Genomic DNA, 24,636 nt, shown 5'->3' with positions numbered 1-24,636 from the left:
TATCAATTGGCAGCACTTGCTGCTTGTCACCATCACACGGGCTTCCTAACGGGGTATTTATGTCAGATAAGTGCTATATCACAGCGCAACAATTGCTAGAAGATTCATTTCGCTTAGCCGCTAAAGTTTATGAAGACGGGTTTAGACCTGACTTTATTATCGGTATTTGGCGTGGTGGTGCGCCTATTGGTATCGCAGTTCAAGAATACTACGATTACAAAGGTATAGAGACTGATCATATCGCAGTACGTACTTCTTCTTACTATGGCATTGGTAAGCAATCTAAAGAAATCAAAGTACACGGTCTGCATTACATCGTTGAAAATGCAAACGCTGACGATTCATTGCTAATCGTTGATGACGTGTTTGATTCTGGGCGCAGTATTTTTGCGTTGAAAGAAAAGCTTGCAGAACTAATGCGCTTGAACTTGCCTCGCGATATTCGTGTCGCTTGCCCATACTACAAGCCAGCAAACAAAAAAGTACCAATGACACCAGATTACTTTATTCATGAGTCTGACGAGTGGTTGGTATTCCCTCACGAGCTGTCAGGTTTAACGCCGGAAGAATTAGTGGAAGGAAAGTCTGACTTAGCAAATATTAAACACCTATTTGCAAAATAAGCTAATCAGTACTCAAGGGCGAGCAAGTACTCGCCCTAGTTATTCTAAACGCGAAAAATTAAGCTTGCGCGAAGCTATCAACAAAATCCTCAAGCGCGTCAACATCGACTGGCTTTAAGCCTTCACTACTGCGTACTATCAAGCCCTTTTCTACCAATTCACTGACCACCCGACGATATGCACGCTCAGTGGTCGCAAATCTTTCGGCTTCAGCACTTACCGTTGAGTAGGCACGAAGTAATGTTGGGTTCGAATTCTCGGCACGTAATAAGCAGTCTTTAGCAATGTTGTAGCTAAGCGGCAACAGCAACTTGTCTAAGTTTATCTTTTGGTTTTCTGTAAACTTCGCGGCGATGGTTTGCGCGGTATACAGGCTCAGCTCAGGCTGCTCTAGCAGTAATTTTCGCCAATACTTTAGCTCAATGAGGTGATAGGTTACATCGCTTAAGCAAGTAACGGTATAAATACAAGGCTGATGATTCAGCGCTTCGATTTCGCCAATTAGCGTATTGTTACAGTCCAGCTGTCCGAGTAATAAGCGACGACCGTTACCGACATCATAACTAAAAGACACAGTACCACTGGTCACCAATATGAGTTTACTCAATGGTTCATCTTGGTGGATCAAGACTTCTTTTTTGCTGTGCTGAAAACTATTACCAGCAAAAGCGAGTAACTGTTCGACCAAATTGGTTGAAAAATGATATTGAAACATCTAGATGGCTCTTCGGACATATGTCCTATTTATTAAACTATAATGACGTTAGCATGAATTTTTCAGTTTTACGCTAACTCACACCGTTTAAGTAGTATCTGTTTTATCTCAGCGCTGTGGCGAAGAATTTAATCAACGATATTACCATTAAACCCCCACTTCCCGTGTTAGAGCTAATTTATTGGTGCTAATTTCTAGGGGCTTGTGGGTTAGCCTTTTTATTCTGCTCGATATGTAAATTCGAGCATAAACTATATGCTAACGCAACTTAGGGGAGAGGACAAATGAGTTGGGAATATTTAGGCTATTTAGCCTCTGCTTTTTTGGTCGTTTCTTTGATGATGAGCGATGTTGCTAAGTTGCGTTGGTTCAATTTAATGGGCTGTATTTGTTTTACCGCCTATGGCGCACTTATCCAGGCTTGGCCGGTGGCGTTAACTAATGGTCTACTGGCACTAGTTAACACCTACCACTTGGTTAAATTACAAAAAGATCAACGCTGATATTTAAGTTTACCTGCAATCCACGTCTGCTCGACTTTAATATCATCAATTTTATCTTCGCTTACGGTAAAGTAATCTTGGTCGATTAAGATAAAATCGGCCCACTTTCCTTGTTCTAAACTTCCCAGTTTATATTCTTGAAATGCAGCATAAGCAGCATCAACTGTGAATGCTTGTAGTGCTTGTTCTCTGGTTAGCTTTTCTGTTGGGCGCCAGCCATCTTTGGGTAAATCTTGATGGTCTTGTCTGGTGATAGCGGCATGCAGACCATGGAAAGGATTTGCAAGCTCCACTGGAAAGTCAGAACCCGCCGCCACTCTACTTCCTTGCTTTAAGAATGTTTGCCATGCGTAAGCGCCGCTAAGCTGTTTGTCGTCTAGGCGCTTTTCGGCCATATGCATATCAGATGTGGCATGAACAGGCTGCATTGATGGAATAATATCTAATGTCTTAAAGCGAGGGATATCATCCGGGTGGACAATTTGTGCGTGCTCAATGCGATTTCTGAGCAGTCTTCCACCTGCTTTTTTAAAAACGTGTTGATATGAGTCTAGCACGATGCGATTCGCTCTATCGCCAATGGCGTGCGTGTGCGCACTGTAGCCGCTGCGTATGGCTTGGGTGATTAATGCTTCAAGCGTCGCTTGGTTTTCGAGCATTAACCCTTTGTGACCTTTGCGGTCATGATAGTCGCGAATAAGTGCCGCACCTCGACTGCCAAGTGCGCCATCAGCATAGATTTTTACACTACGAATAGAGAGTTGATCTCGTGTATCTTTGATCACTCCGGCGTCTAACATCTCTGCGAGTTTGGGGGAGCTTGCACTTAACATAGCGTAGACGCGTAGCGGCATCGTGTGTTCCTTGGCGCGTGCTTGGTAAACCTGCCATGTGGTGTAGTCAATCCCGGCATCATGGGCTGAGGTAATGCCTAAACTCAGCAAGTGTTCTCCGGCTTTATTCAGCGCCTTGTTTACCTGTGCATTTGACTGAGCTGGGACATGAGTGCGAATAAGGTCTTCTGCCTTGTCGATAAAAATCCCGCTCGGCATGCCGCTATTCAATGTAATGATTTCACCGCCTTCAGGTGTCTTTGTTGATTTCGAAATGTTGGCAAGCGCCATCGCTTTTGAGTTTACCCAAATAGCGTGACCATCTACTCGAGTGAGCATGACAGGCTTATCTTTTACGTATTTGTCGAGATCAGCTGCGGTTGGGAATTGTCCGCCGGACCATAAGGTTTGATCCCAGCCTCGACCTATTATCCATTCACCTTCATGGGCTTTGGCGTAGTGGCTAAGCCGTTTTCCTACTTCTGCAATGGTTTTGCTACCGCGCACGTCGAGTGTGAGTAAATTATTGCCAAGGCCAATGATGTGACCGTGCGCATCAATTAAGCCGGGCAATAGGGTTTTTCCCTCACCATCAAACTTGGTTGCACTCGGGTATTGGGTACTGAGATCCTTTGCACTTGTTTTTACGACTTTACCGTCTTTAATTATCAAAGAAGAAAAGCGCTCAATTTGCTGCGATTTAGTAGGCGTATAACCATTTACATTGTGAATTAAGGTTACTTGAGCTGTTGATGACAGGCTAAAGCTAGCCAAAAGCGCGAGGAATGTTTTTTTCATTATATTGTCCTTCACTGAGAGTGTTTATTCAGAATAATCATCTAACTCAATAAAGCCAAGTCTTTGAGTTGAGAGTATACTTGGGTTTTAAAGGAGTGGAGTGTCAAAGTGAAGTTGTTTGTTGTATACCTAGGTGGCCGTATTCAAGGTTGCCATATTGAAATGCATGATGTGCGCTTTGTCGCGGCAAATACAATTGAAGAAGCTTATCCCAAATTAAAGCAGCAATGGGTTGGTGATAAAAACTCGGTGCATATGGATAGCTACACAATCATTGAACATGCCGATGGTTATGCCATTGAACTTACCGAAGAGCGTGTTGAGCAAGCTGAGCATTTGTATTTTGTGAACTTGGGAGGATATAAGCCAGATAGTTTAGCTGAGGCGCATGACTTTGGGCTGTTCGTTGCAACGAATGCGGATGAGGCAAAAGAGAAGGCAAAAGCGTTTTTGCTTAACGGTTTTAGCCATATTCATAAAGACGATTTACATGATGTAGATGACTGTTTTGCCATCGATTTATTTGATCAAAACTTAAATATCAAGCTCACCCACAGTGGCCAATCAACACCGCTTACCCCTTTGTGGTTTGGTTATCATCCTCTATAACCAATATGAGGGATACTTTAGCCCTCACCCTCATTGTTTTCATCGTTATCTGCTTTTATGGCTATTTTGATAGCGACAATCACGACGGCAAACATTAAAAACGGCAGTGCAGCTAGAGAATACTCAACAATGTGGCTGTCTTTGTAGCTAGGTTGCAAAATAAAATGGCCGCCTACACACATTAAGATCACTACAAACAGCAAAGGTAGCATCATAATTTCTTTGTTCTTTTTGTGTTTTTTCATTTTGAACTCAGCTAATTATTCTTTCATTGAATGATGAACACTCTCTCACACGCGATGCAAAAAAGCCTTGATCGAAATCAGTGCGGCGGATTATACCAATTCACTCTGAGTTAGAAATAAAATTCATGAGTTTATACCAATTGTATTGATTAAATGAGCTATTTGAAGCGGAGAAATAGCTTTAGTAGCTCCGCTCTCGCGTCCTGCTACCGCCAAGGTACCTATATCCATATAGGCAAGGCAAAAATTTTGCTATTTAGTTGTTCTAAATGAGAAATTTTTAACGACGCTAATATGGTATTTCACCCTTCAAATTGGTTGGAGAGTTAATGCAATTGGTATTATTACTTGGGAGGGGGGAAGGTCCGTGGTATAACGAAGCTCTATCGCTGTAAAAACCAACAAATACTATGACCAAAAACAATAAACAAACCATTGTTATCAAGCTCGGCACGAGTGTCTTAACTGCAGGCAGCCAGACCTTAAACAAGCCCAGACTTGTTGAGCTGGTAAGGCAGTGTGTAACGTTACGTCAGGCTGGTCATCAGGTCATTGTTGTCTCCAGCGGTGCTGTTGCTGCTGGGCGCGGTGTCTTACAGCAACAAATTGGTCATTCGCTAGCTGAAAAACAGATGTTAGCTGCGATTGGGCAAGGTCAATTAATCCATTTATGGCAGTCATTGTTTAGTATTTACGACGTCACTGTGGCGCAAATGCTACTGACACGAGCCGATCTTGAGCACCGCGAACGTTATCTAACTGCAAGGGATATGCTCACTAAGCTTCTAGAGCATCATGTCGTGCCTATCATCAACGAAAACGATGCAGTGGCAACGTCTGAAATCAAAGTTGGCGATAACGACAACCTCTCAGCCTACGTCGCAATTTTAGCAAATGCCGATAAATTGGTATTACTCACCGATCAGCATGGTCTTTTTACCGCAGATCCCAGAGCCAATCCAGATGCGCAGTTGATAGAGCAAGTAACACATATAAACGACGAACTTAGAGCACTAGCTGGTGGCAGTGGCACACAACTTGGCACGGGTGGTATGGCGACTAAGTTGCAAGCCGCCGACATCGCACAACGAGCAGGTGTTGATGTTGTGATAGCAAAAGGCAGTGAATACGACATTTTACCGCAAGTACTTACGCAAACCGCACCAAGCACGACGTTTTTGAAGTTTGACGCTCCGGTTGGAGGGCGCAAGCGCTGGTTGCTGTCAGGCCCTAAATCAACCGGTAAAATAATTTGTGATAGCGGCGCAATCAATGCGGTATGTAATCAAGGAGCAAGTTTACTAGCAAAAGGCATAGTGTCGATTGAAGGACAATTTAAACGTGGTGAGTTGGTTCAAGTGTTTTGCCAACAAGGCACGCTACAGGCACAAGGTTTAACTAGCTTAAGTAATCAAGAACTTGGTTTGGTAATTGGCCGTCATAGTAGTGAATTTGCGCAGTGTCTTGGCTTTGAAAGTGCTGAGGAGATCATCCACCGTGATAATTTGGTGCTCTTGAATCAACATAGCCAACAAGAAGTATTAAATTAGCCTATAAATTACTGTAAATTCAGAGAGCTGTTCTACACTTATCAAGAGTCAATTTTATTGAGAGGCCTTGAATGTCGATTAGCTATTCACCCTGTGGTCACGAACTTACTTTAGAGCTCTTGGCGCAAAAGAGTGAACTGGTGCTAATGCAGGCCCTTGAACGGGTTATCTCCGATGTTTGTGGGGAAAGCTATGCATTTTATTTCAGTAAAAGCTTATCGGAAAAACAAGTCCCAAAATCTATATTTGTGAGCCATCGCGACTTTTGTGTTGTGGTGGGACCGGTAGATGCCGTGGTAGATAAATTACAGCAGCGCCAAGATGACAAACACCTCATTCAATACCACGGCGATAGTGTTATCCCGTTTTATCACCAAGCTCAGCTCGTTGGTTTTTTATATATAGAAGGTCAAGTAAATCTCACCACTGCGACTTTAATGAAGCACTTACTCACTGTTTTTGCGCATCAAATGGCAACATTGCACTTTGCTCGTATCGATCCGCTTTCCGAGCTACTCAATCGCCAAACGTTTGATGAAAAAGTCATGGAAATAACCAATGGGGACGGGTTTACGGTATGCCGTGATGACAGTGAAGACCGCAAGTGGTATTTAGCGATGGCAGATATTGATCACTTTAAACAGGTAAACGACAATTTTGGTCATGTGATTGGCGATGAAGTGATCCTGTTGGTAGCGCAAAAGATCAAAGCTAACTTTAGAGCAGAAGACTATGTGTTTCGCTACGGCGGAGAGGAGTTTGCGGTGCTATTTCAAAGTCGCAATGATGACTCTGCTGCAGTAGCACTTGAGCGCTTGAGAAGTACAATAGCTTCCAGCCGATTTCCGCAAGTAGAGCATGTTTCTGTGAGCCTAGGTTTTACTGAAGTGGTCGATACACTACAAGTTTCTGAGCAAGTTCATAAAGCCGATCTTGCGCTTTATCACTCAAAAGAAAATGGCAGAAACCAAGTTACAAACTACCTCGCTTTAGGGTTAGCTGAATCACAATACGCATGTGCAGAAATAGAGTTGTTTTAAGCTCCGCTTATATATAGCGCTTAAAGATTATGCTAAACTCCCCAACCTATTTTTTAGCGAATTTAGCAAAAGGTTTGGGAAACGTTATGCAATTTGTAAGATGGTTTTTAGGACGTCTGATTTTACTTTTTGATTTTATTTTTACCCCGCGCAGTAAAAAACGTGCCGCAGAACAACAGCAAAAGCTAGATGCTATGACGGCAAACTTAAAGTTATACCAATTTAAGGCATGTCCATTTTGCGTTAAAGTGCGCCGCGCTGCCAAGCGTGAAGGGCTTAAGCTCGAAACCCGTGATGCCAAAAATGATGAGCAATATCGCCAAGAGTTGCTAGAGCAGGGTGGTAAAGTGAAGGTGCCATGCTTGCGAATCGAAGAGCAAGGCGAAGTCACTTGGCTGTACGAATCCAATGACATTGTTGCTTATCTAGAAAAGCTGGAAAAAGCAGCTTAATTCACGCGCCTTACTATGCGCTAATCAGGCGCTATGCTAGCATAGCGCCATTAATCGACTAATCCATTTTTAAGAGAATTTTGATGACTATCCGTACTCGTGTCGCACCCTCTCCAACAGGTGATCCGCATTTAGGAACGGCTTATATTGCCTTATTCAACTATTGCTTTGCCAAGCAGCAAGGTGGTGAGTTTGTATTACGAATTGAAGATACCGATCAGGTACGTAGTACTGTTGAATCTGAGCAAGCTATCATGGACAGCCTACGTTGGTTAGGTCTTGACTGGGATCACGGTCCGGATGTGGGTGGCGAGTTTGGCCCATACCGTCAATCAGAGCGTTCTGACTTATATAAAAAGTTTGCACAGCAGCTTGTAGATGATGGTAAAGCGTTTTACTGCTTTGCAACGGCTGAAGAGCTAGACCAAATGCGTGAAGAGCAGATGGCAGAAGGCTTACGCCCTAAATATGATGGCCGTGGCTTACGTTTATCTGAAGAACAAGTAAAGGCAAACCTTGAAGCTGGCAAGCCTTACGTAATTCGCATGAAAATCCCAGAAGAAGGCACGTTTAAGTTTAACGATTACCTACGCGGTGAAATTGAGATCCCATGGGAAAACGTAGACATGCAAGTGTTGTTGAAAGCCGACGGCTTCCCAACTTACTTCCTTGCAAACGTAGTAGATGACCATCACATGGAGATTAGCCATATCTTCCGTGGTGAAGAGTGGATCAACTCTGCGCCTAAACTACTAAAATTGTACGAAGACTTCGGCTGGGAAGCACCTGTACTTGGTCACCTACCGCTACTTCGTAACCCTGATAAGTCTAAGCTGTCAAAGCGTAAAAACCCAACTTCAATTAACTACTACAAAGAAATGGGTTTCTTACCAGAAGCACTACTTAACTATTTAGGTCGTATGGGTTGGTCAATGCCGGATGAGCGTGAAAAGTTCACTTTGGCTGAGATGATTGAACACTTTGATATGAAGCGCGTATCGCTTGGTGGACCTATCTTTGATATTGACAAGCTTAACTGGTTAAACGGTCTGTGGATCCGCGAAAACCTAACCGATGCAGAACTTATCCAGCGCTTTGTCGACTGGAAGTTTAACGGTGATATGTTGGCTCGCGTACTTCCTGAAGCCAAGGCGCGTATCAACACGCTATCTGATTTGGTGGGGCTAGCAGGCCACTTTGTGGCGGGCTTACCTGAATACGATCCTGCGTTATTAACGGCTGGTAAAGCGGACGAAGAAGTGGTTCGTCAAGCTCTGCAGTTCTTTATTTGGGAATTGGAAAAGCTGCGTACGTGGAACAAGTCTGAGATCTTCTCTATTGCAAAGGCTGTGGCGACACACCATGAGTTAAAGATCAAAGAGTTCTTAGAGCCTATCTTCGTTGCTATTACAGGCAAAACCTCATCGACCTCAGTAGTAGATGCGATGGAAGTGTTAGGTTCAGACCTTTCTCGTGCGCGTTTAAGAGTGGCACTAGAGCATATTGGTGTATCTAAAAAGCAAGCGAAAAAGCTTGAAAAAGCATACCGTGAGTACCCGTCTATTGCATAATAGCGAGACCGTATTGCAAAAGCCGCTGATGTAGCGGCTTTTTTATTGTCTGAAATGTATCGTGTTTACCGCTTTCCTTGCGCCATCAACACATCAAGAGATTGCTTTAACAGTTGAATTTGCTCCATACTTAAGCCCGCTTTTGCCATCATTTGTGCTGGGATACAAGCGCATGATTGCTCAAGAGCTTTACCAGCTTCAGTTAAGTGAATGAAGGTTTGTCGTTCATCATCAGGATTTTTGCTACGGGTAACGAGACCACGCTCTGCTAAGCGCTTAAGGAGCGGTGTTAGGGTGTTGCTATTGAGTTCAGCTCGTTCGCCTATTTCTTTCACAAGCTGTCCGTCTTGCTCCCATAAAATCAATAACACTATGTATTGCGGATACGTGAGCCCAACCTCTTTGAGTAACGGCTGATAGAGTCGTGTAACCTGTCTTGATGCACTATATAGCCGAAAACAGATCTGGTTATCGAGATTGAGCTGCGGGTTAGATTGACTCATTTAGTAACTTTTCAATATCTTTGGCTATTTGTTCAGGCTTGGTGATTGGGGCATAGCGCTTAACGGGTTCACCCTGCTGGTTAAATAAAAACTTAGTGAAGTTCCATTTGATTTTATTACCAAATAGCCCTGGAAGCGCGGACTTTAGGTATTGATACAGTGGGTGTGCTTTATCGCCATTAACCTCAATCTTTTCCATCATCTGAAAATCAACACCATAATTGATTAAGCAGCCTTCTTGAATTTGTTTTGCATCGCTGGGTTCTTGTTTACCAAACTGATTGCAGGGAAAGCCGATGATCACAAGCCCCTGATCTGCGTATTTTTGGTGTAGCTCTTGGAGTCCTTCATATTGTGGTGTTAATCCACACTCACTGGCCGTGTTAACAATAAGCACAGTTTTGCCTTGTAAGTCGGTAAAGTGATATGCCTGACCTTGTAATGTGTTTGCTTCAAACTGATAGAGTGTCGTCATTTTTAGTCTTTTATGATTTAATCGTGTGCGATTTAATTTAGACTAAGTATGGCCCTTGTGCAACAGCAGTGGAAATTATTTTGCAGGAGTACGTTGATATTTGGCGCTTAACATCGCAAGTCGTCTGGTGATCAATGCGTGATCTTGCTTGGGGAGATATTTTAAGTGTGTGGTTAAGTAGGTACTTGTGGAATACAGCGCACGGATCATCTGATTGGCCTTTTCGATAAATGCTTGTGTTTCTTGGGTATGGCTACAAGCAATGTGGCCTTCGAGATGCGGCAGGTTATTTGCTATTGGTAAGGAGCCCACTAGATGTGCCCTGTCCTTTGGAAAGCTCTGCTGAAAGATAGCGGGGTAGGCCAATATAAAGTCTACCTTACCTGCACTAAACTGCTCCATAATGGTTTGTGCTGAGGTTTTATACGGTCTAATAGCAACATTTTTGGGTTCAAGTAGCGCTAATGCGGAGTCAATGGTATTGCCATAAGATTTGCCGACCTCTTTGATGATGGTGGCCTGTGGATAATAAGCCATTAAACTTGCAAGCGACTTCAGTTTACCGGTGGCGTTCACAAGGCTGGCATCCATCGGAGTGTGTTGTTTGAAGTAATATAATCTATGGCTTGGATATAGGTGGATGGGGATGGTAAACAAAAAGGCTTGCTGGCGACTTGGGGTTTTTAGGCGAGACACCGCGCACACGGGCTCTTCACTTGCGAGCAATTGATTAAGTTTGGTTGGGGTGACAATGGTAAAGTCAAAGTAATCTCGGCCAAACTGGTTTAACAGCAAGTTGTTGGTATCTGACTCTAAACTATGGGCTCTTTTGCTAAAAAGTCTTTGCTCATCGGCTGGTTCATTCGAGATCAGCAATATTTTTGCGTTGCAGCACGCACCAAACAACAGCAGCATTAGTAGTAAATATTTCATTATCGCTCCAATCCAGCAAGGCAAACACCAGTTTACTATAGAACATTGTGCTTAATTAGCATTTAAAACTCGGTGCCAAATCAAGATAAGCGGTTATTTAACCTTAACTCTTTGTGCTGAGTTTTATAACCTGTCATCATTGCAATGATTTTTACCTATGGGGCAAATAAACGATGACCAAAGTGTGGGATGGATTTATCCGCGGGTTTCACTGGCTGCTCGTAGCAGGACTAGTAACCTTATATATTACCGGTGAAGAAGGCATGATGGATCTTCACTTTGTTACTGGCTATTTATTGTTGGCACTGATGGCTGCGCGATTAATTTGGGGTGTCATTGGTAGCCAAACCGCTAAATTAAGTGCGTTATTTCATTCACCTAAAGCGATTTTATCGGCCATTAAATCAAAACAAAGCCATGTAGGACATAATCCTGCGGGAAGTTTGATGGTACTGCTGTTTTTTGTGCTGATCCTTATTCAGCTCGTTTCTGGCTTGATGACAACCGATGATATTTTGGTGGAAGGGCCGCTTGCACAATATGTATCTTACGACTTAGTTGAATTAGCTGGCGATATACATCACACCAATATTGAGCTGTTAATTGCGGCCATTGCACTACATATATTTGCGATTGTGGTGTATCGCTTAAAAGGTCAAAACCTAGTAAAGACGTTAGTAACTGGTAAGCAAGAAAATGCAGTCAGCACGCCTGTCATGAAACCGGGTGTTGTTGCATACCTTATCTTTATTGCAATTTCTGCTGTGTTACTCTTTACTTGGGGCGCTGAGCCATTACAAGGGTTAATGTAACTCCACTCTGAACGGAAGTTAGCGAGGTTATTGCTTTCAATAATCTCGCTAACCTTTAGCATCAAGTCCGGCCAATGTAATATTTGTTAACAGATTATCGTAACAGATATGACCTCTATTTCAGAAAATTCTGGTAACATGGCGCAGTTTTATCTTAGAGGTTAGAGAAAAGTAGCGATGTTAGAGCCGTATTATCAACAACAAGCAAATGAGATCACCATTACCAGAGAGCAGGGGAGTTTATTTGCAAAAGGAGTCGCGGACGACTACAACCCACTGCACGACATCGATGCAAAGAAGTTTTGTGTACCGGGTGATCTACTTTTCTCCTTAGTGTTAAAGCACTACGGCTTAAGCGAGAATATGGAGTTTAGCTTTGTGGGCATGGTTGATGAAACAACAACGCTCACATTGCCAGAAGGTGCTGCACAATTTGATATTACCGCAAATGATAAAGTGATGTTGTCTGTATCGCGCACTGGCGAAACCAGCACTTGCCCAACGCTCATCAATAGTTTGACGAGAAATTACGTTGAATTTTCAGGCACCACCTTTCCTCATGTGATCATCCCATTGATGGGTGAGCAAGAGGTAATGATAAACCCAGCAAGGCCAATGGTGATATACGAATCTATGTCTATTCATATGGATGATATCTCGGTAACGGAAGTAACATTGGAAGCGGCTAAACCTGAGTTTAGCTATGAAGGCAAACGTGGCAAAATCAACCTGCGTTTTAACTTGCTGTCGAACGGCACTAAAGTCGGTTATGGTGAAAAGCACATGTTAGTTTCTGGGATCCGTGGGTATTGTCAGCAAACTGTTGATGATTTGATTGCCTATTACAACGATAGAAAAGTAGCATTAAAGCCGTAACCTCCCAATGCACGCTGACGCACCAGTCAGCGTGTTGCTCACACAATTTTCCGTTTAAACAATAATTCATCCACTCTTCAGCTGTCCGCTATACTGTTTAGATTAAATGTAATTGAATTAAATGGTATTACCGTGCCGTATGCTGACTTGCTCAAACCAGAAGCCTCACAACAAACATTATTAAAATGGCAAAAAACAGTCGATTTGATGGCGAAGATTTTTTCGGCGCCTGCTGCGTTTGTGGTGCAAAAAAAAGAAGACGGTTTTGCAGTGATGATTGCAAGTGACCAAGAAGAAAACCCGTATCCTGCTGGTGGTTTTATACCGCAAGAAACCAATATCTTTTGTAAGCATGTTCTCGCTAATAACCGTAACCTATATGAGCAGCACGCCAGTGTAAATTATCAATGGGACGATAACCCTGAGGTTGCCAATGACGGCTTTGAGTCTTATTTGGGTGTACCTATCCATTGGCCCAATGGAAAGTCGTTTGGTACTTTGTGTGTGATGGACTTTAAACCCACGAATTACGGCGCTCCGTTGGTCGAATTTATAGAGCATTTACGCGATATGCTAGAAGACGATTTGGTGATGATTGAGCGCTATAGCAAAATCAAAGCGATAGCGATGCAAGACCCATTGACTGAAGTGTTAAATCGTCGCGCAACTGAAATACTTGGTGAACATAAGCGTGATATTGCCTTAAAACTGGGTGGTGCGCTTTACTGTGTTTTTCTTGATCTAGATGGTTTTAAACCAATAAATGACAGCTATGGTCATGAAGTTGGAGATCAGGTGTTACAAAGTTTGGCCGAAGCGTTGAAGGCCGTAAGCAGCGAAGATGATATTATCGGGCGCTATGGTGGCGATGAGTTTCTAGCTATTGTACAGCGACATGATGAGAAAGCCGTCAACGACTTTATTTTTCAAAGCGAGGCTAATTTCTATCAAGCGTTAAAACAGAAAAAGCTCCCCAAGTGTGGATTTTCAGCGGGATTTGCCAAGTGTGAAAATAAGTTTGAAAGCATGGCTAGTTTATTTTCTCGGGCAGATAAACACATGTATCAGCAAAAACTGAGCTGAATGCTTAATATGAGCTAAAGCATATAGGCCGACATAGTTGCAGACAAGACATGCTCTTTGGTGAACAATGGCGATTTTACGTAAAAAGCTGGACTAATAAACTAGCCATCACAGCCCACCTTTCATCAACTACCGCAATGGCTAAATAGCATCTGCTATTTAGCTGCGAAAATTACCGTCATCAAGTTGTTAAAATGGCCAAGATCGGAGAGAATATAGCAATCTTTGTTCGAATTTAGCGTGGCCGAGTTTTGGTTCGGTTGCCAATGCCATAAGTAGAATTTCAATGTCAAATATGAGTATTCCGCAGGAAGTGTCGCGCAGACGTACTTTCGCGATCATTTCACACCCGGATGCGGGTAAAACCACCATCACCGAAAAAGTACTTTTATTCGGAAAGGCGTTACAAAAAGCCGGTACGGTTAAAGGCCGTGGCTCAAACCAACACGCCAAATCTGACTGGATGGAAATGGAAAAAGAACGTGGTATCTCGGTAACCACTTCTGTGATGCAGTTTCCATACAATGATGCCTTGGTAAACCTACTAGATACTCCGGGACACGAAGACTTCTCTGAAGATACTTATCGAACGCTTACCGCTGTTGACTCGTGCTTGATGGTAATCGATGCGGCAAAAGGTGTAGAAGACCGTACCCGCAAACTGATGGAAGTAACGCGTTTACGCGACACGCCAATCGTTACCTTTATGAACAAATTGGACCGTGATATTCGTGACCCAATGGAGCTACTTGATGAAGTAGAAACCGAACTGAATATCATGTGTGCGCCGGTTACTTGGCCAATTGGCTGTGGTAAAGAATTTAAAGGTGTTTATCACATTCACCGTGATGAAACGATTTTGTACCAAACAGGTCAAGGTCATACGATCCAAGACAAACGCGTGATCAAAGGGCTAGATAACAGCGAGCTTGACGCCGCTGTGGGCGAAAGTCTTGCGGAACAACTTCGTGAAGAGCTTGAGTTAGTAATGGGTGCCTCTCACGAGTTTGACCGTGAATTATTTTTAACTGGCGAATTAACGCCTGTGTTTTTTGGTACGGCACTTGGTAACTTCGGTGTTGACCACATGCTTGACGGGTTAACCGAGTGGGCACCAACGCCACTGCCGCGTCAAACTGATGAGCGCGAAGTAAAAGCCGACGAAGAAAAGTTCTCAGGTTTCGTGTTTAAAATCCAAGCAAACATGGATCCAAAACACCGCGACCGTATCGCCTTTATGCGTATTGTATCTGGTAAATATAGCCAAGGCATGAAGATGAACCACGTGCGTCTTGGTAAACAAGTCAGCATTGCGGATGCGGTAACCTTTATGGCGGGTGACCGTGAGCGTGCTCAAGAAGCGTTCGCGGGCGATATTATCGGTCTACATAACCACGGTACGATTCAAATAGGTGACACCTTCACACAAGGTGAAACGCTTAAATTTAGCGGTATTCCAAACTTTGCACCTGAGCTATTCCGTCGCATTCGTCTAAGAGATCCACTTAAGCAAAAGCAGCTCCTAAAAGGGTTGGTACAGCTTTCTGAAGAAGGTGCGGTACAGGTATTTAGACCACTTATCAATAACGACCTGATTGTAGGTGCGGTTGGGGTGCTACAGTTTGATGTGGTTGTGGCACGTTTAAAGTCTGAATACAACGTAGATGCGATTTACGAGAGCGTAACGGTTCAAACTGCGCGCTGGGTAAGCTGTGATGACGATAAGAAAATGGCAGAGTTCCGCCGCAAGTGCGAGCAAAACTTGGCGTTGGATGGTGGTGATAACCTAACTTACATCGCACCAAGTCGCGTAAACCTGAATCTATCTATGGAGCGTTACCCTGACGTGAAGTTCCATGAAACTCGTGAACACTAATCGCTGCGTATTAAAGGAAAACAGATGAACATCAAAAGTATTTTAATTGAAAAAGCCAATGCAGCGATGCAAGCGGCAGGTATCCCTGAAGGTACAAACCCAGCGGTAACACAAAGCACGCGTCCTCAGTTTGGTGATTACCAAATTAACGGTGCGATGGGGGCTGCCAAAGCACTAAAAACCAATCCAAGAGAGCTGGCGCAGAAGATCATCGACAACCTAGACGTTGCTGATCTTGCAGAAAAAACAGAAATCGCAGGCCCAGGTTTTATTAATATTCACCTCAAGCCTGAGTTTTTAGCCACAAGCCTAGAGGCGGCAAATACGGATGCCAAGCTAGGTGTTGCTGAACATGCTACGCCTGACAAGGTTGTGGTCGACTTTTCTTCGCCAAACCTTGCTAAAGAGATGCACGTAGGTCACCTGCGCTCAACTATCATTGGTGATGCTGTTGTGCGTGCCCTTGAGTTCCGTGGTGACACTGTTATTCGCCAAAACCACATGGGCGACTGGGGTACCCAGTTTGGTATGTTGATAGCACACTTAGAAGATTTGCTGAACCAAGGTGTTGACCTTGAAAACGTCGCACTTGCGGATCTGGAAAGCTTTTATCGCGATGCCAAAAAGCGCTTTGATGACGAAGCCGGTTTTGCCGATAAAGCCCGTGATTACGTAGTAAAACTACAAGGTGGTGATGCGCATTGTCAGAAGCTATGGCAAATGTTTATCGACACCTCAGTTAAACACTCTGAAGAAGTATACGGCAAGCTAAACGTGACGCTTACGCGTGACGATATCATGGCAGAAAGTGCTTACAACGACCGTCTTGCCGGTGTAATTGAACTGCTAAAAGAGCAAGGCATTGCGGTTGAAGATCAGGGCGCTCAAGTTGTATTCCTTGACGAATTGGCAAATAAAGACGGTGAACCTTCCGTATTTATCGTGCAAAAATCAGGTGGTGGTTTCTTATATTCGACGACTGATTTAGCAGCCTGTGATTACCGCTCAAATGAGCTAGATGTTGATCGTATTCTAATTTTTGTTGATGCGCGTCAGGGCTTACACTTCAATCAAGTTGAGATCACAGCACGTAAAGCGGGTCTTTTAAAAGACAAAACCAGCTACGAGCCGAGCCTATTCGGTACGATGATGGGTAACGACGGCAAACCGTTTAAAACTCGTACTGGCGGCACGGTGAAGCTATCAGACTTACTTGACGAAGCAGTGAGCCGTGCGACAGAAAAGCTCGCTGACAGAGCCTCTGACCTATCTGATGAAGCTCGCCAAGAAATCGCGCGTAAAGTGGGTATTGGTGCAGTGAAGTACGCCGATCTGTCAAAGCACAGAACCAGCGATTATATCTTTAACTGGGATACGATGCTGAGCTTTGAAGGGGCGACAGCGCCATATTTGCAGTACGCCTATACCCGTGTTCGTAGTATTTTCCGCAAGGCAAACATGGATAGCGCTAGCCTAACTGGTCGTATTCAAATTCAAGCACCACAGGAAAAGGCACTTGCGCTTAAACTGCTGCAACTGGAAGAAGTGCTGGATCTGATGATCAGCGAAGCAACGCCACACGTATTATGTAGTTATTTATATGAGCTTGCGAGCTTGTATATGACATTCTATGAAGCGTGCCCAATTTTGAAAGATGATGTAGCAGCAGACGTCCGTGAAAGTCGTCTAGTGCTATGTAATCTAGTTGCTAACTCACTGAAAACCGGCCTAGATTTGCTCGGTATCGAAGTGATGGAGCAAATGTAAGTTAGTTTTAACTTGCATTCAGGTATACTAGAAGCCGCTTTATAGCGGCTTTTTTTGTTAAGGATATTGTGATGAAACTTGAAGACATTCGCAGAGAATATACCAAAGACGGTTTACGTCGTGAAATGCTAAAAGACACGCCCGTTGAGCAGTTTGAAGCCTGGCTACAGCAGGCGATTGATGCTAAGTTTACTGACCCAACAGCGATGGTCGTCGCTACGGTTGACGAGCACGGTCAGCCGTCTCAACGCATTGTTTTACTCAAGCATGTAGACGAGCACGGTTTTGTCTTCTTTACCAATACCGGTTCACGCAAAACGCAAGAATTAAAGCAAAACAACAAGATATGCTTACACTTCCCGTGGCATGAAATTGAGCGTCAGGTTATCGTGTACGGTGAAGCTGTTCCATTACCAACTAGTCGCGTTGCCAAGTACTTCTTATCAAGACCAAAAGAAAGTCAGCTTGCAGCGTGGGCATCTCAGCAATCGCGCCCAGTGTCATCTCGTCAAGCGTTGATGCAAACCTTTAGTAGCATGAAAGACAAGTTCGCTAAAGGCGAAATCCCACTACCTGATTTTTGGGGCGGTTATTGTGTTGAGCCCACTAAAGTTGAGTTTTGGCAAGGTGGAGAGCACCGCCTTCATGATCGCTTTATGTATGTGAAGCAAGCCGATGGCAGTTGGGAAATTGAGCGGCTCAACCCATAAATTCGCCTTTATAGATAGTCACTGTCATCTCGATTTTGACGAGTTGGCAGATGACTTAGCTATGCATATCAAAACTGCCCACGGCGCTGGTGTTGAGCGTTTTGTGGTGCCTGGCGTTACCCTTAAGCAGTCTCAACAGCTTGTTGAGTTTCAAGCACATCATCCACAATGTGAAATCGCCGCGGGGTTACACCCTTATTTTATTGGCGAACACCGCGGTGACGATATGACCGTGTTGGTCGAGCATGTAATACACAATCGTACCCAACTGTGTGCGATAGGAGAGTGCGGCATCGATACAACCTGCGATGCGCTGGAGCGGCAAATTGCACTGTTTGAAGCGCATATCGCACTGAGTAATCAGGTAAAGCTCCCGCTAATCGTCCATCACCGTAAAAGTCATCACCTAATTGCCGCCGCGTTTAAACGTGTTAAACCAGAGTATGGCGGGGTGATCCATGCTTTTTCAGGTTCAAAACAGCAGGCTGAATATTATATTGCTCAGGGTTTTAAACTCGGAGTAGGTGGCACAATCACCTATCCAAGAGGCGAAAAAACAGCGCAGGCAATATCACAGCTGCCGCTTGAAAGCCTAGTGTTGGAAACTGATGCGCCGTCGATGCCGTTACATGGTTATCAGGGGAAGCCGAATTCCCCTAAGCGAGTCGTCCAAGTATTTGACAGACTTTGTGAATATCGAAGCGAAACACCGAGCGAGCTTGCCGCAGCGCTTTATCGAAATACCACGCAGTTGTTTGGCTTAGGTTAAATTGATGATGTCGAGATAAATCTCGACCTACGCGTCAATATTACAAATGGGATATAAAACTATACTTACCAGAAATAAATAACCCATGTAGGAGCCGGTTCACCCAGCGATCTTGATGCTTTTACCGCGATATAAAACCATACCTACCAGCAATAGAAAAGTAGGTGTAGGAGCCAGTTCACCCGGCGATCTTGATGCTTTTACCGCGATATAAAACCATACCTATCAGCAATAGAAAAACAAGTGTAGGAGTCGGTTCACCCGGCGATCTTTATGCTTTTACCGCGATATAAAACCATACCTATCAGCAATAGATAACCCGTGTAGGAGCCGGTTCACCCGGCGATCTTTATGCTTTTACCACGATATAAAACCATACCTACCAGCAATAGAAAAGCAGGTGTAGGAGCCGGTTCACCCGGGATCTTGATGCTTTTACCGCGATATAAAACCATACCTATCAGCAATAGATAACCCGTGTAGGAGCCGGTTCACCCGGCGATCTTTACGCTTTTACCACGATATAAAACCATACCTATCAGCAATAGATAACCCGTGTAGGAGCCGGTTCACCCGGCGATCTTTATGCTTTTCCGGCATAATACCAACACTACTTAAGCCAATTGTTGATTAATAATGGAGATCATCTCATCAGCGTATTGGTGAATAAAAAAGTGCCCACCGGCAAATTCGGTAATCTGGTATGGCTGTGTCGTTAGCTCTTGCCACGCAATAACATGTTCATTCAAGATCTCATCATCAACGCCATGGAAAACATGGATGGGGATGGGTAATGCACACTGTTCTGCTACATAGGTATCTGCTATTTTAAAGTCAGCTCGGAGCAACGGGAGTAATAGCTCCATAAGCTCTTTATTTTCAAGAACTTCTTTTGGCGTACCATTTAAGTCACGAAGCTCAGCAATAAATTCATCGTGTGGTAAGCCATGTAAATGAGACTTAGTTGAGGTGCAATGTGGTGCACGACTCGCAGAAGCAAATATTTTACGTGGAGTAGGCAAGCCTGCGTCTAACAATTGAAAAGCAAGCTCATATGAAATGCGACTACCAAGACTATGTCCAAAAAACGCGAAAGGCTTACTGGTCATATAGTCTTTGTGTACCATGAGTTCAGAGATAATATCCGGCATGTTGTCTATTGCTGGCTCTACCAGTCGAGCCCCTCTCCCTGGAAGCTGCACAAAAACGAGCTCAACAAATTCACTTGTTTTATCGATCCAAGGCGTAAATATAGCTGGTGAACCGCCCGCATAAGGAAAGCAAAATAACCGCAACTCAGCGTTTGGATTGGGTTTTGGGGTAATAAAAAGTTTACTATTCATATCCTTTGTTGTTCGATTTTATTTTAGGTTAACTATTATGTTATCAACTTTATTACAGTGCTAACAGCTTTACCCCTGCTCTAATTCTTCTGCCCGTTTTTCAGGCGCTGGTAGCATTTTTACTTTCTTGCGAATTTTGCGTTTTACTTCCCAGCGTTTTAATGCTCGACCTATTTGCCATGTGAATACCATCGTAATCACCAGCATCAGTAAAACGACTCGTCCAAGTTCGTGGAAATGAGAGTGGCTTTGTGACATAGCAGCTTCTGTCAAATAGACCATATTGACGAACCCAAGAGGCTGTCCCATCGGCGTATATACTGGTTCAGAAATAATGCTTTTGGTTTTACTGAGCCCAGGTAAGGTTTGAGGTAGCTGCTGATAATCTGTGGGTGAGGAATTACCGTCGTTACCAACAACAAAGCGTCCTTGATAATCATAAATCGCGACTTGAAGCACAAAATCATCGCTAGCGAGGTGATTTGCCAGTGCGCTGAGCCTTGGCGTATCACTGCGAGAGAGGGGCAATGCCACATTTTTTGCGAGCTGCTTGGTGAGGCTCCTTGCGGTAAGGTCTGCGCCATTATGGAGCAAGCGATGAGACTCAAAACTGGTATTAAACGCAAGCCAAGTCACCATAATTAAACACGTCGCGGCGATGCACAGGCGAAATAATCTACGCCCTCTGGTCGAGTTTAACACTTCTAATACATGTAAATTTTTCATATTTATCGCATATTGCCCGCTTTTGCTAAGGTCCAGTGCTGACAGCTTAGCGCAATCATGTTAAAAATCGGCTTAACGCTATCAAGGAGCAACTTATGTCGTCAATCATTCAATTCGCTAATCGTGAACTAAACACACCAATTCAGGAACATATGGCGCTGGATAATTGGTATAGTTGCCAAGGTAACACAAGCCTCACACAAGTAAATCAATTACCTGAGCTGACGACCCAATCAATATGCTTTTTTGGCCCAAATATACAATTGCAACACCTTCTGGAAGTTGAGAAATTTCTTCGAACATTTGCTATCGAGCAAACTTATTTTACGGCATATCAACCTCATGAACAGCTCCCAGTTGCATTGGGTATGCGTTTTAACGCATCGCAATTGCCGAGCAAGGCTGAAGTAAGAGATTTTGCAAAAAGCATTAATGCGCAAGGTGCGATTATAACGCAAGCACCTACTTTAGAAGAACCGGGGCTACTTGTGATGGATATGGACTCCACCGCAATTCAAATTGAATGTATTGACGAAATTGCTCGATTGGCCGGCCGATATGATGAAGTGGCTTCTGTTACCGCACAGGCAATGGCGGGGGCACTTTCTTTTTCTGAAAGTCTACACCGCCGCGTTGCATCACTTTCTGGCGTACCGTTATCACAAATTCAATCATTAAAAGCAAACTTACCGCTAATGCCCGGTATAGAGCTGTTATGTCAGGCGCTAAAGCAGCATCACTGGCATCTTGCCATCGCCTCGGGTGGCTTTACATGGTTTGCAGAATCATTGATAGAGCCACTCCAGCTAGACGCTGTATTCGCCAATACCCTAGAGGTGGAAAACGCGCACCTCACCGGCAAAGTGCTAGGTGATATCGTAGATGCCGACAAAAAGGCGGAAGTGCTAGGTCAACTTGCAACCCAGTATGCGATCCCAATGACTCAAACCGTTGCCATTGGTGATGGTGCAAATGACTTAGTGATGATGGCAAAAGCCCAACTAGGTGTGGCAATCCATGGTAAGCCAAAAGTGGTAGAAAATGCCGACGCTGCGATTTGTGAAGGGTCTTTGTTACAACTGTTATATTTGCTAGGTGTGCCGAAATAATCGGCATTTATAAAAACTAAAGCCTGTTAAGTGTTGTTGATTTTTTGTGTTTTTTTGTTATCATCTAGGAGTTTCAGGCTCTATAATAGTTGAAATGCAGAAAGCTTTTGCAGCAAGTTTTGTATTTCAATGTTAATTACAACATTTTAGCAGGGATATAACAGCTTTGTTTTTCTTTAAAAACAGTATATCAGGTGATGACCTTCGCGCACTTAGAAAGCGTAAAGGGGTCTCCATGCAAAAAATGGCAGATAAAATTGGTGTGTCTCTCAGGACGATAGAAAATTGGGAAACCGGTGTCGGTCAGCCTAGAGTCGATCAGTTTTTGCAAATATGTATCTATTGCTCTATCGATATTAAAGGTTTGATGCATCAAATCAGGGAATGTGATGCTGAGCAAGATACACATAGAAATGATAAATTTGCTTCTAAAAAATAGACTTACCTTTCTTAACTGTGACCGCTTTAGTGTTATACATTCAATCTTGAATGTATAATCCGTGTTTAGTGTGGCAGTTTAGTACCTCCGTCACTGAATTTAGCTACAAAATTATTTTTAAAATAACATTTAAGGCTTTGATCCTGAAACTATGAAGCTGCTGTTAGCATTGCATTTTACCCTTCTAAGTGTTCTGTATTTAGAACATCCTTTTCTAGATCGTTTGGGCGTTATTACGGCGCTTGTTGTGATCATGATTTGGTATCGAGACAATGTGAATGCTGTACATATCTGTGCAATTCAATTGACTGTTGTTACCCTAGAATATTCAGTATTTCACTTTAATGTGTTTGCGTTGCATGAAAGTTCGTTGCATCTGTGGAAAAATACACGTATTTATACGATCCATTTTATAACTGACACCGTTAACTTCATTGCTTTAGCATATCGTCCAGCGCTTTCTAGGATGGTACTTAGAATACGTAATAGGTCTTGTGAAGACGTACATTTTACTATCTCTGATATGACATTAATGACGATCTGCCTATTATTTATTGTAGCTGACTTACTAGCGATGTTTGAAAACTTTATTCGCAACCTTGATTACCTTGGCTTCGATGAAGAATTCGCCAAGCAATTTTGGGACTGGAACTGGGTTTTTTATAACTATCCGACGATAAAAAGTATTTTAGCCGGTGTTGAACTATGGGCTATTCTATCTATCACAACGCATGCTAAAAAGCTGAAATCATAGGTTTAAACCACTGTCCCTGACTGGTTTCGACGCCCATCCATGGGCTACGACATACTTTTCTTTGATGCCCAAAGAACAAGTAAGCAAAAGAAAGGGCACTCCCAACATCACACTGACTCCTCAAGTAAATTGCCAATATGAACGTCACCTCGGTGTAAGGGCCATCCTTGGCCCTGTCACAGCTTTTCACGCATCCATGCGTTGAAATGACTCATTGGCAATTTACTTTCGGGTGTGATGAGGGAGACACAAGGCGCTGATAAATTATTGTGGTGTTTGCAAGCAACTATGTTTCTGATAGCTTTGTGGACAGCTAACAGACAACTTATTCCCCCTCCATCACACCCGAAAAGCATAAGTCGATATGCAATGTGCCGACAGGATGTCGGCCAAGTCTTGTCAGGCACAGGGACGTGCCTTACAAGACTATCGGCTTAGGGTTTGAGGATTGAGTGTGATGCTGGGGCGACGTTTTCTTGGTTCGTTCTTTTTCGTCGTTTAAAAAGAATGAACGAGAAGCGCATGGATGCGCTTTGATACGAGCCATGGAGGGTGAGGTTAATATGTCCTCCTGACGGATTTCGACGCCCATCCATGGGCTACGACTTACTTTTCTTTGATGCCCAAAGAACAAGTAAGCAAAAGAAAAGGCACTCCCAACATCACACTGACTCCTCAAGTAAATTGCCAATATGAACGTCACCGCGGTGTAAGGGCCATCCTTGGCCCTGTCACCGCTTTTCACGCATCCATGCGTTGAAATGACTCATTGGCAATTTACTTTCGGGTGTGATGAGGGAGACACAAGGCGCTGATAAATTCTTGTGGTGCTTGCAAGCAACTATGTTTCTGATGGCTTTGTGGACAGCTAACAGACAACTTATTTCCCCCTCCATCACACCCGAAAAGCATAAGTCGATATGCAATGTGCCGACAGGATGTCGGCCAAGCCTTGTCTGGCACCGGGACGTGCCTTACAAGACGGTTGCGATACCAATTGTATTAGGTAAATGAGCAATTTGAAGCGGAGAAATAGCTTTAGTAGCTAGGCAAAAATTTTGCTATTTAGTTGTTCTAAATGAGAAATTTTTAACGACGCTAATATGGTATTTCACCCTTCAAATTGATTGGAGACTTAGTGCAATTGGTATTATATATCGGATTAGGATTTGAGGATTAAGTGTGATGCTGGGGCGACGTTTTCTTGGTTCGTTCTTTTTCGTCGTTTAAAAAGAATGAACGAGAAGCGCATGGATGCGCTTTGATATTAAACATGGAGGTTTATGTTGCTAACGACTGGTAGCTCGAAATTTACCGTAAAGTCAGCCCGTCCTCCTGACGGATTTCGACGCCCATCCATGGGCTACGACTTACTTTTCTTTGATGCCCAAAGAACAAGTAAGCAAAAGAAAAGGCACTCCCAACATCACACTGACTCCTCAAGTAAATTGCCAATATGAACGTCACCGCGGTGTAAGGGCCATCCTTGGCCCTGTCACCGCTTTTCACGCATCCATGCGTT

The 24,636-nt window shown here is 43.6% G+C and carries 25 protein-coding genes; 17 read left to right on the top strand and 8 right to left on the bottom strand.

Going from position 1 to position 24,636, the window contains the following annotated elements:
- Positions 1–59 precede the first annotated feature (59 nt).
- Complete coding sequence (locus NO992_RS08740) at positions 60–623, top strand: phosphoribosyltransferase (protein WP_010607696.1); 564 nt, start codon at positions 60–62, stop codon at positions 621–623.
- Positions 624–681: 58 nt separating this feature from the next.
- Here the strand turns inward: NO992_RS08740 and NO992_RS08735 are convergent, their stop codons facing one another.
- On the bottom strand, positions 682–1,338 hold the full coding sequence (locus NO992_RS08735; protein WP_010607695.1) for a Crp/Fnr family transcriptional regulator: 657 nt from the start codon (positions 1,336–1,338) through the stop codon (positions 682–684).
- A 284-nt stretch (positions 1,339–1,622) separates the two neighbouring features.
- Here NO992_RS08735 and NO992_RS08730 point away from each other — a divergent pair, with 284 nt between their 5' ends.
- Positions 1,623–1,841, top strand: coding sequence for a YgjV family protein (locus NO992_RS08730; protein WP_010379202.1), 219 nt, complete (start codon positions 1,623–1,625; stop codon positions 1,839–1,841).
- Here NO992_RS08730 and NO992_RS08725 read toward each other — a convergent pair.
- On the bottom strand, positions 1,832–3,472 hold the full coding sequence (locus NO992_RS08725; RefSeq protein ID WP_371376188.1) for an amidohydrolase: 1,641 nt from the start codon (positions 3,470–3,472) through the stop codon (positions 1,832–1,834). The two genes, NO992_RS08730 and NO992_RS08725, sit on opposite strands and share 10 nt — an antisense overlap.
- Positions 3,473–3,580: 108 nt before the next feature.
- Here NO992_RS08725 and NO992_RS08720 point away from each other — a divergent pair, with 108 nt between their 5' ends.
- Positions 3,581–4,081 carry a DUF1543 domain-containing protein gene (locus tag NO992_RS08720; RefSeq protein ID WP_010607693.1) on the top strand — a complete coding sequence of 167 codons (501 nt, stop codon included), beginning with the start codon at positions 3,581–3,583 and terminating at the stop codon, positions 4,079–4,081.
- A gap of 17 nt (positions 4,082–4,098) precedes the next feature.
- Here NO992_RS08720 and NO992_RS08715 read toward each other — a convergent pair whose 3' ends face one another.
- Positions 4,099–4,326, bottom strand: coding sequence for a hypothetical protein (locus NO992_RS08715; protein WP_010379194.1), 228 nt, complete (start codon positions 4,324–4,326; stop codon positions 4,099–4,101).
- A 410-nt stretch (positions 4,327–4,736) separates the two neighbouring features.
- On the opposite strand from NO992_RS08715, the gene proB reads away from it, so the two are divergent.
- The 4 genes from proB (at position 4,737) to gltX (ending at position 8,939) form a co-directional block, all read left to right on the top strand.
- Positions 4,737–5,876 carry a glutamate 5-kinase gene (gene proB, locus NO992_RS08710; protein WP_099031975.1) on the top strand — a complete coding sequence of 380 codons (1,140 nt, stop codon included), beginning with the start codon at positions 4,737–4,739 and terminating at the stop codon, positions 5,874–5,876.
- Between the two features lie 71 nt (positions 5,877–5,947).
- Positions 5,948–6,916 carry a GGDEF domain-containing protein gene (locus NO992_RS08705; RefSeq protein WP_371376182.1) on the top strand — a complete coding sequence of 323 codons (969 nt, stop codon included), beginning with the start codon at positions 5,948–5,950 and terminating at the stop codon, positions 6,914–6,916.
- Positions 6,917–7,002: 86 nt separating this feature from the next.
- Entirely contained in the window at positions 7,003–7,368 is a 366-nt protein-coding gene (locus NO992_RS08700; protein ID WP_026000901.1) for a glutaredoxin, read from the top strand.
- 83 nt (positions 7,369–7,451) lie between these two features.
- Entirely contained in the window at positions 7,452–8,939 is a 1,488-nt protein-coding gene (gene gltX / locus NO992_RS08695) for a glutamate--tRNA ligase (RefSeq protein ID WP_010607688.1), read from the top strand.
- Between the two features lie 65 nt (positions 8,940–9,004).
- Here gltX and NO992_RS08690 read toward each other — a convergent pair whose 3' ends face one another.
- From NO992_RS08690 to NO992_RS08680, 3 genes are all read right to left on the bottom strand, one after another.
- Positions 9,005–9,442, bottom strand: a complete 438-nt coding sequence (locus tag NO992_RS08690; protein ID WP_045962108.1) for a MarR family winged helix-turn-helix transcriptional regulator — start codon at positions 9,440–9,442, stop codon at positions 9,005–9,007.
- On the bottom strand, positions 9,429–9,917 hold the full coding sequence (locus NO992_RS08685) for a glutathione peroxidase (protein WP_371376177.1): 489 nt from the start codon (positions 9,915–9,917) through the stop codon (positions 9,429–9,431). The genes NO992_RS08690 and NO992_RS08685 overlap by 14 nt, the downstream gene beginning before the upstream one ends.
- 75 nt (positions 9,918–9,992) lie before the next feature.
- Positions 9,993–10,850, bottom strand: coding sequence for a transporter substrate-binding domain-containing protein (locus tag NO992_RS08680; RefSeq protein WP_349195341.1), 858 nt, complete (start codon positions 10,848–10,850; stop codon positions 9,993–9,995).
- A 173-nt stretch (positions 10,851–11,023) separates the two neighbouring features.
- Between NO992_RS08680 and NO992_RS08675 the strand changes: the two genes are divergently transcribed.
- The 7 genes from NO992_RS08675 (at position 11,024) to NO992_RS08645 (ending at position 18,743) form a co-directional block, all read left to right on the top strand.
- A complete protein-coding gene (locus tag NO992_RS08675; RefSeq protein WP_371376174.1) occupies positions 11,024–11,662 on the top strand; it encodes a cytochrome b/b6 domain-containing protein in 639 nt (212 codons plus the stop codon).
- A 177-nt stretch (positions 11,663–11,839) separates the two neighbouring features.
- The gene (locus NO992_RS08670) at positions 11,840–12,538 is read left to right on the top strand and encodes a DUF3581 family protein (RefSeq protein WP_017216980.1); all 699 of its coding nucleotides are present in this window, start codon (positions 11,840–11,842) and stop codon (positions 12,536–12,538) included.
- Positions 12,539–12,670: 132 nt separating this feature from the next.
- Positions 12,671–13,621 carry a sensor domain-containing diguanylate cyclase gene (locus NO992_RS08665; RefSeq protein ID WP_045962115.1) on the top strand — a complete coding sequence of 317 codons (951 nt, stop codon included), beginning with the start codon at positions 12,671–12,673 and terminating at the stop codon, positions 13,619–13,621.
- A gap of 286 nt (positions 13,622–13,907) precedes the next feature.
- The gene (gene prfC, locus NO992_RS08660; RefSeq protein ID WP_017216978.1) at positions 13,908–15,497 is read left to right on the top strand and encodes a peptide chain release factor 3; all 1,590 of its coding nucleotides are present in this window, start codon (positions 13,908–13,910) and stop codon (positions 15,495–15,497) included.
- Between the two features lie 24 nt (positions 15,498–15,521).
- Entirely contained in the window at positions 15,522–17,264 is a 1,743-nt protein-coding gene (argS, locus tag NO992_RS08655; RefSeq protein WP_371376170.1) for an arginine--tRNA ligase, read from the top strand.
- A 68-nt stretch (positions 17,265–17,332) separates the two neighbouring features.
- Positions 17,333–17,974 (top strand): pyridoxamine 5'-phosphate oxidase, encoded by a 642-nt coding sequence (gene pdxH / locus NO992_RS08650; RefSeq protein ID WP_371376167.1) that lies wholly within the window; start codon positions 17,333–17,335, stop codon positions 17,972–17,974.
- Positions 17,940–18,743, top strand: coding sequence for a TatD family hydrolase (locus tag NO992_RS08645; protein ID WP_371376164.1), 804 nt, complete (start codon positions 17,940–17,942; stop codon positions 18,741–18,743). The genes pdxH and NO992_RS08645 overlap by 35 nt, the downstream gene beginning before the upstream one ends.
- 614 nt (positions 18,744–19,357) lie before the next feature.
- Here the strand turns inward: NO992_RS08645 and NO992_RS08640 are convergent.
- Complete coding sequence (locus NO992_RS08640; protein WP_010379161.1) at positions 19,358–20,086, bottom strand: thioesterase II family protein; 729 nt, start codon at positions 20,084–20,086, stop codon at positions 19,358–19,360.
- Between the two features lie 69 nt (positions 20,087–20,155).
- Positions 20,156–20,812, bottom strand: coding sequence for an AhpA/YtjB family protein (locus NO992_RS08635; protein WP_371376161.1), 657 nt, complete (start codon positions 20,810–20,812; stop codon positions 20,156–20,158).
- Positions 20,813–20,907: 95 nt separating this feature from the next.
- On the opposite strand from NO992_RS08635, the gene serB reads away from it, so the two are divergent.
- The 3 genes from serB (at position 20,908) to NO992_RS08620 (ending at position 23,114) form a co-directional block, all read left to right on the top strand.
- Positions 20,908–21,921: a phosphoserine phosphatase SerB gene (gene serB / locus NO992_RS08630; protein ID WP_371376158.1), complete on the top strand. Its 1,014-nt coding sequence runs from the start codon at positions 20,908–20,910 to the stop codon at positions 21,919–21,921.
- A gap of 166 nt (positions 21,922–22,087) precedes the next feature.
- Positions 22,088–22,360 carry a helix-turn-helix domain-containing protein gene (locus NO992_RS08625; protein WP_095727217.1) on the top strand — a complete coding sequence of 91 codons (273 nt, stop codon included), beginning with the start codon at positions 22,088–22,090 and terminating at the stop codon, positions 22,358–22,360.
- Positions 22,361–22,511: 151 nt separating this feature from the next.
- Positions 22,512–23,114 (top strand): hypothetical protein, encoded by a 603-nt coding sequence (locus NO992_RS08620; RefSeq protein WP_266071486.1) that lies wholly within the window; start codon positions 22,512–22,514, stop codon positions 23,112–23,114.
- Positions 23,115–24,636: the final 1,522 nt, after the last annotated feature.

Source organism: Pseudoalteromonas sp. DY56-GL79, assembly GCF_041414765.1.
GTDB classification, from domain to species: Bacteria; Pseudomonadota; Gammaproteobacteria; order Enterobacterales; family Alteromonadaceae; genus Pseudoalteromonas; species Pseudoalteromonas piscicida.
The sequence above is the reverse complement of the archived record's forward strand: the minus strand, read 5'-3'. Positions and strand labels throughout refer to the sequence as shown.

Excerpts from the sequence above, each read along its gene's own strand:
- NO992_RS08740 (WP_010607696.1), top strand. The coding sequence starts at position 60 with ATGTCAGATAAGTGCTATATCACAGCGCAACAATTGCTAGAAGATTCA.
- NO992_RS08735 (WP_010607695.1), bottom strand. The coding sequence starts at position 1,338 with ATGTTTCAATATCATTTTTCAACCAATTTGGTCGAACAGTTACTCGCT.
- NO992_RS08730 (WP_010379202.1), top strand. The coding sequence starts at position 1,623 with ATGAGTTGGGAATATTTAGGCTATTTAGCCTCTGCTTTTTTGGTCGTT.
- NO992_RS08725 (WP_371376188.1), bottom strand. The coding sequence starts at position 3,472 with ATGAAAAAAACATTCCTCGCGCTTTTGGCTAGCTTTAGCCTGTCATCA.
- NO992_RS08715 (WP_010379194.1), bottom strand. The coding sequence starts at position 4,326 with ATGAAAAAACACAAAAAGAACAAAGAAATTATGATGCTACCTTTGCTG.
- proB (WP_099031975.1), top strand. The coding sequence starts at position 4,737 with ATGACCAAAAACAATAAACAAACCATTGTTATCAAGCTCGGCACGAGT.
- NO992_RS08705 (WP_371376182.1), top strand. The coding sequence starts at position 5,948 with ATGTCGATTAGCTATTCACCCTGTGGTCACGAACTTACTTTAGAGCTC.
- NO992_RS08700 (WP_026000901.1), top strand. The coding sequence starts at position 7,003 with ATGCAATTTGTAAGATGGTTTTTAGGACGTCTGATTTTACTTTTTGAT.
- gltX (WP_010607688.1), top strand. The coding sequence starts at position 7,452 with ATGACTATCCGTACTCGTGTCGCACCCTCTCCAACAGGTGATCCGCAT.
- NO992_RS08690 (WP_045962108.1), bottom strand. The coding sequence starts at position 9,442 with ATGAGTCAATCTAACCCGCAGCTCAATCTCGATAACCAGATCTGTTTT.
- NO992_RS08685 (WP_371376177.1), bottom strand. The coding sequence starts at position 9,917 with ATGACGACACTCTATCAGTTTGAAGCAAACACATTACAAGGTCAGGCA.
- NO992_RS08680 (WP_349195341.1), bottom strand. The coding sequence starts at position 10,850 with ATGAAATATTTACTACTAATGCTGCTGTTGTTTGGTGCGTGCTGCAAC.
- NO992_RS08675 (WP_371376174.1), top strand. The coding sequence starts at position 11,024 with ATGACCAAAGTGTGGGATGGATTTATCCGCGGGTTTCACTGGCTGCTC.
- NO992_RS08670 (WP_017216980.1), top strand. The coding sequence starts at position 11,840 with ATGTTAGAGCCGTATTATCAACAACAAGCAAATGAGATCACCATTACC.
- prfC (WP_017216978.1), top strand. The coding sequence starts at position 13,908 with ATGTCAAATATGAGTATTCCGCAGGAAGTGTCGCGCAGACGTACTTTC.
- argS (WP_371376170.1), top strand. The coding sequence starts at position 15,522 with ATGAACATCAAAAGTATTTTAATTGAAAAAGCCAATGCAGCGATGCAA.
- NO992_RS08645 (WP_371376164.1), top strand. The coding sequence starts at position 17,940 with ATGGCAGTTGGGAAATTGAGCGGCTCAACCCATAAATTCGCCTTTATA.
- NO992_RS08640 (WP_010379161.1), bottom strand. The coding sequence starts at position 20,086 with ATGAATAGTAAACTTTTTATTACCCCAAAACCCAATCCAAACGCTGAG.
- NO992_RS08635 (WP_371376161.1), bottom strand. The coding sequence starts at position 20,812 with ATGAAAAATTTACATGTATTAGAAGTGTTAAACTCGACCAGAGGGCGT.
- serB (WP_371376158.1), top strand. The coding sequence starts at position 20,908 with ATGTCGTCAATCATTCAATTCGCTAATCGTGAACTAAACACACCAATT.
- NO992_RS08620 (WP_266071486.1), top strand. The coding sequence starts at position 22,512 with ATGAAGCTGCTGTTAGCATTGCATTTTACCCTTCTAAGTGTTCTGTAT.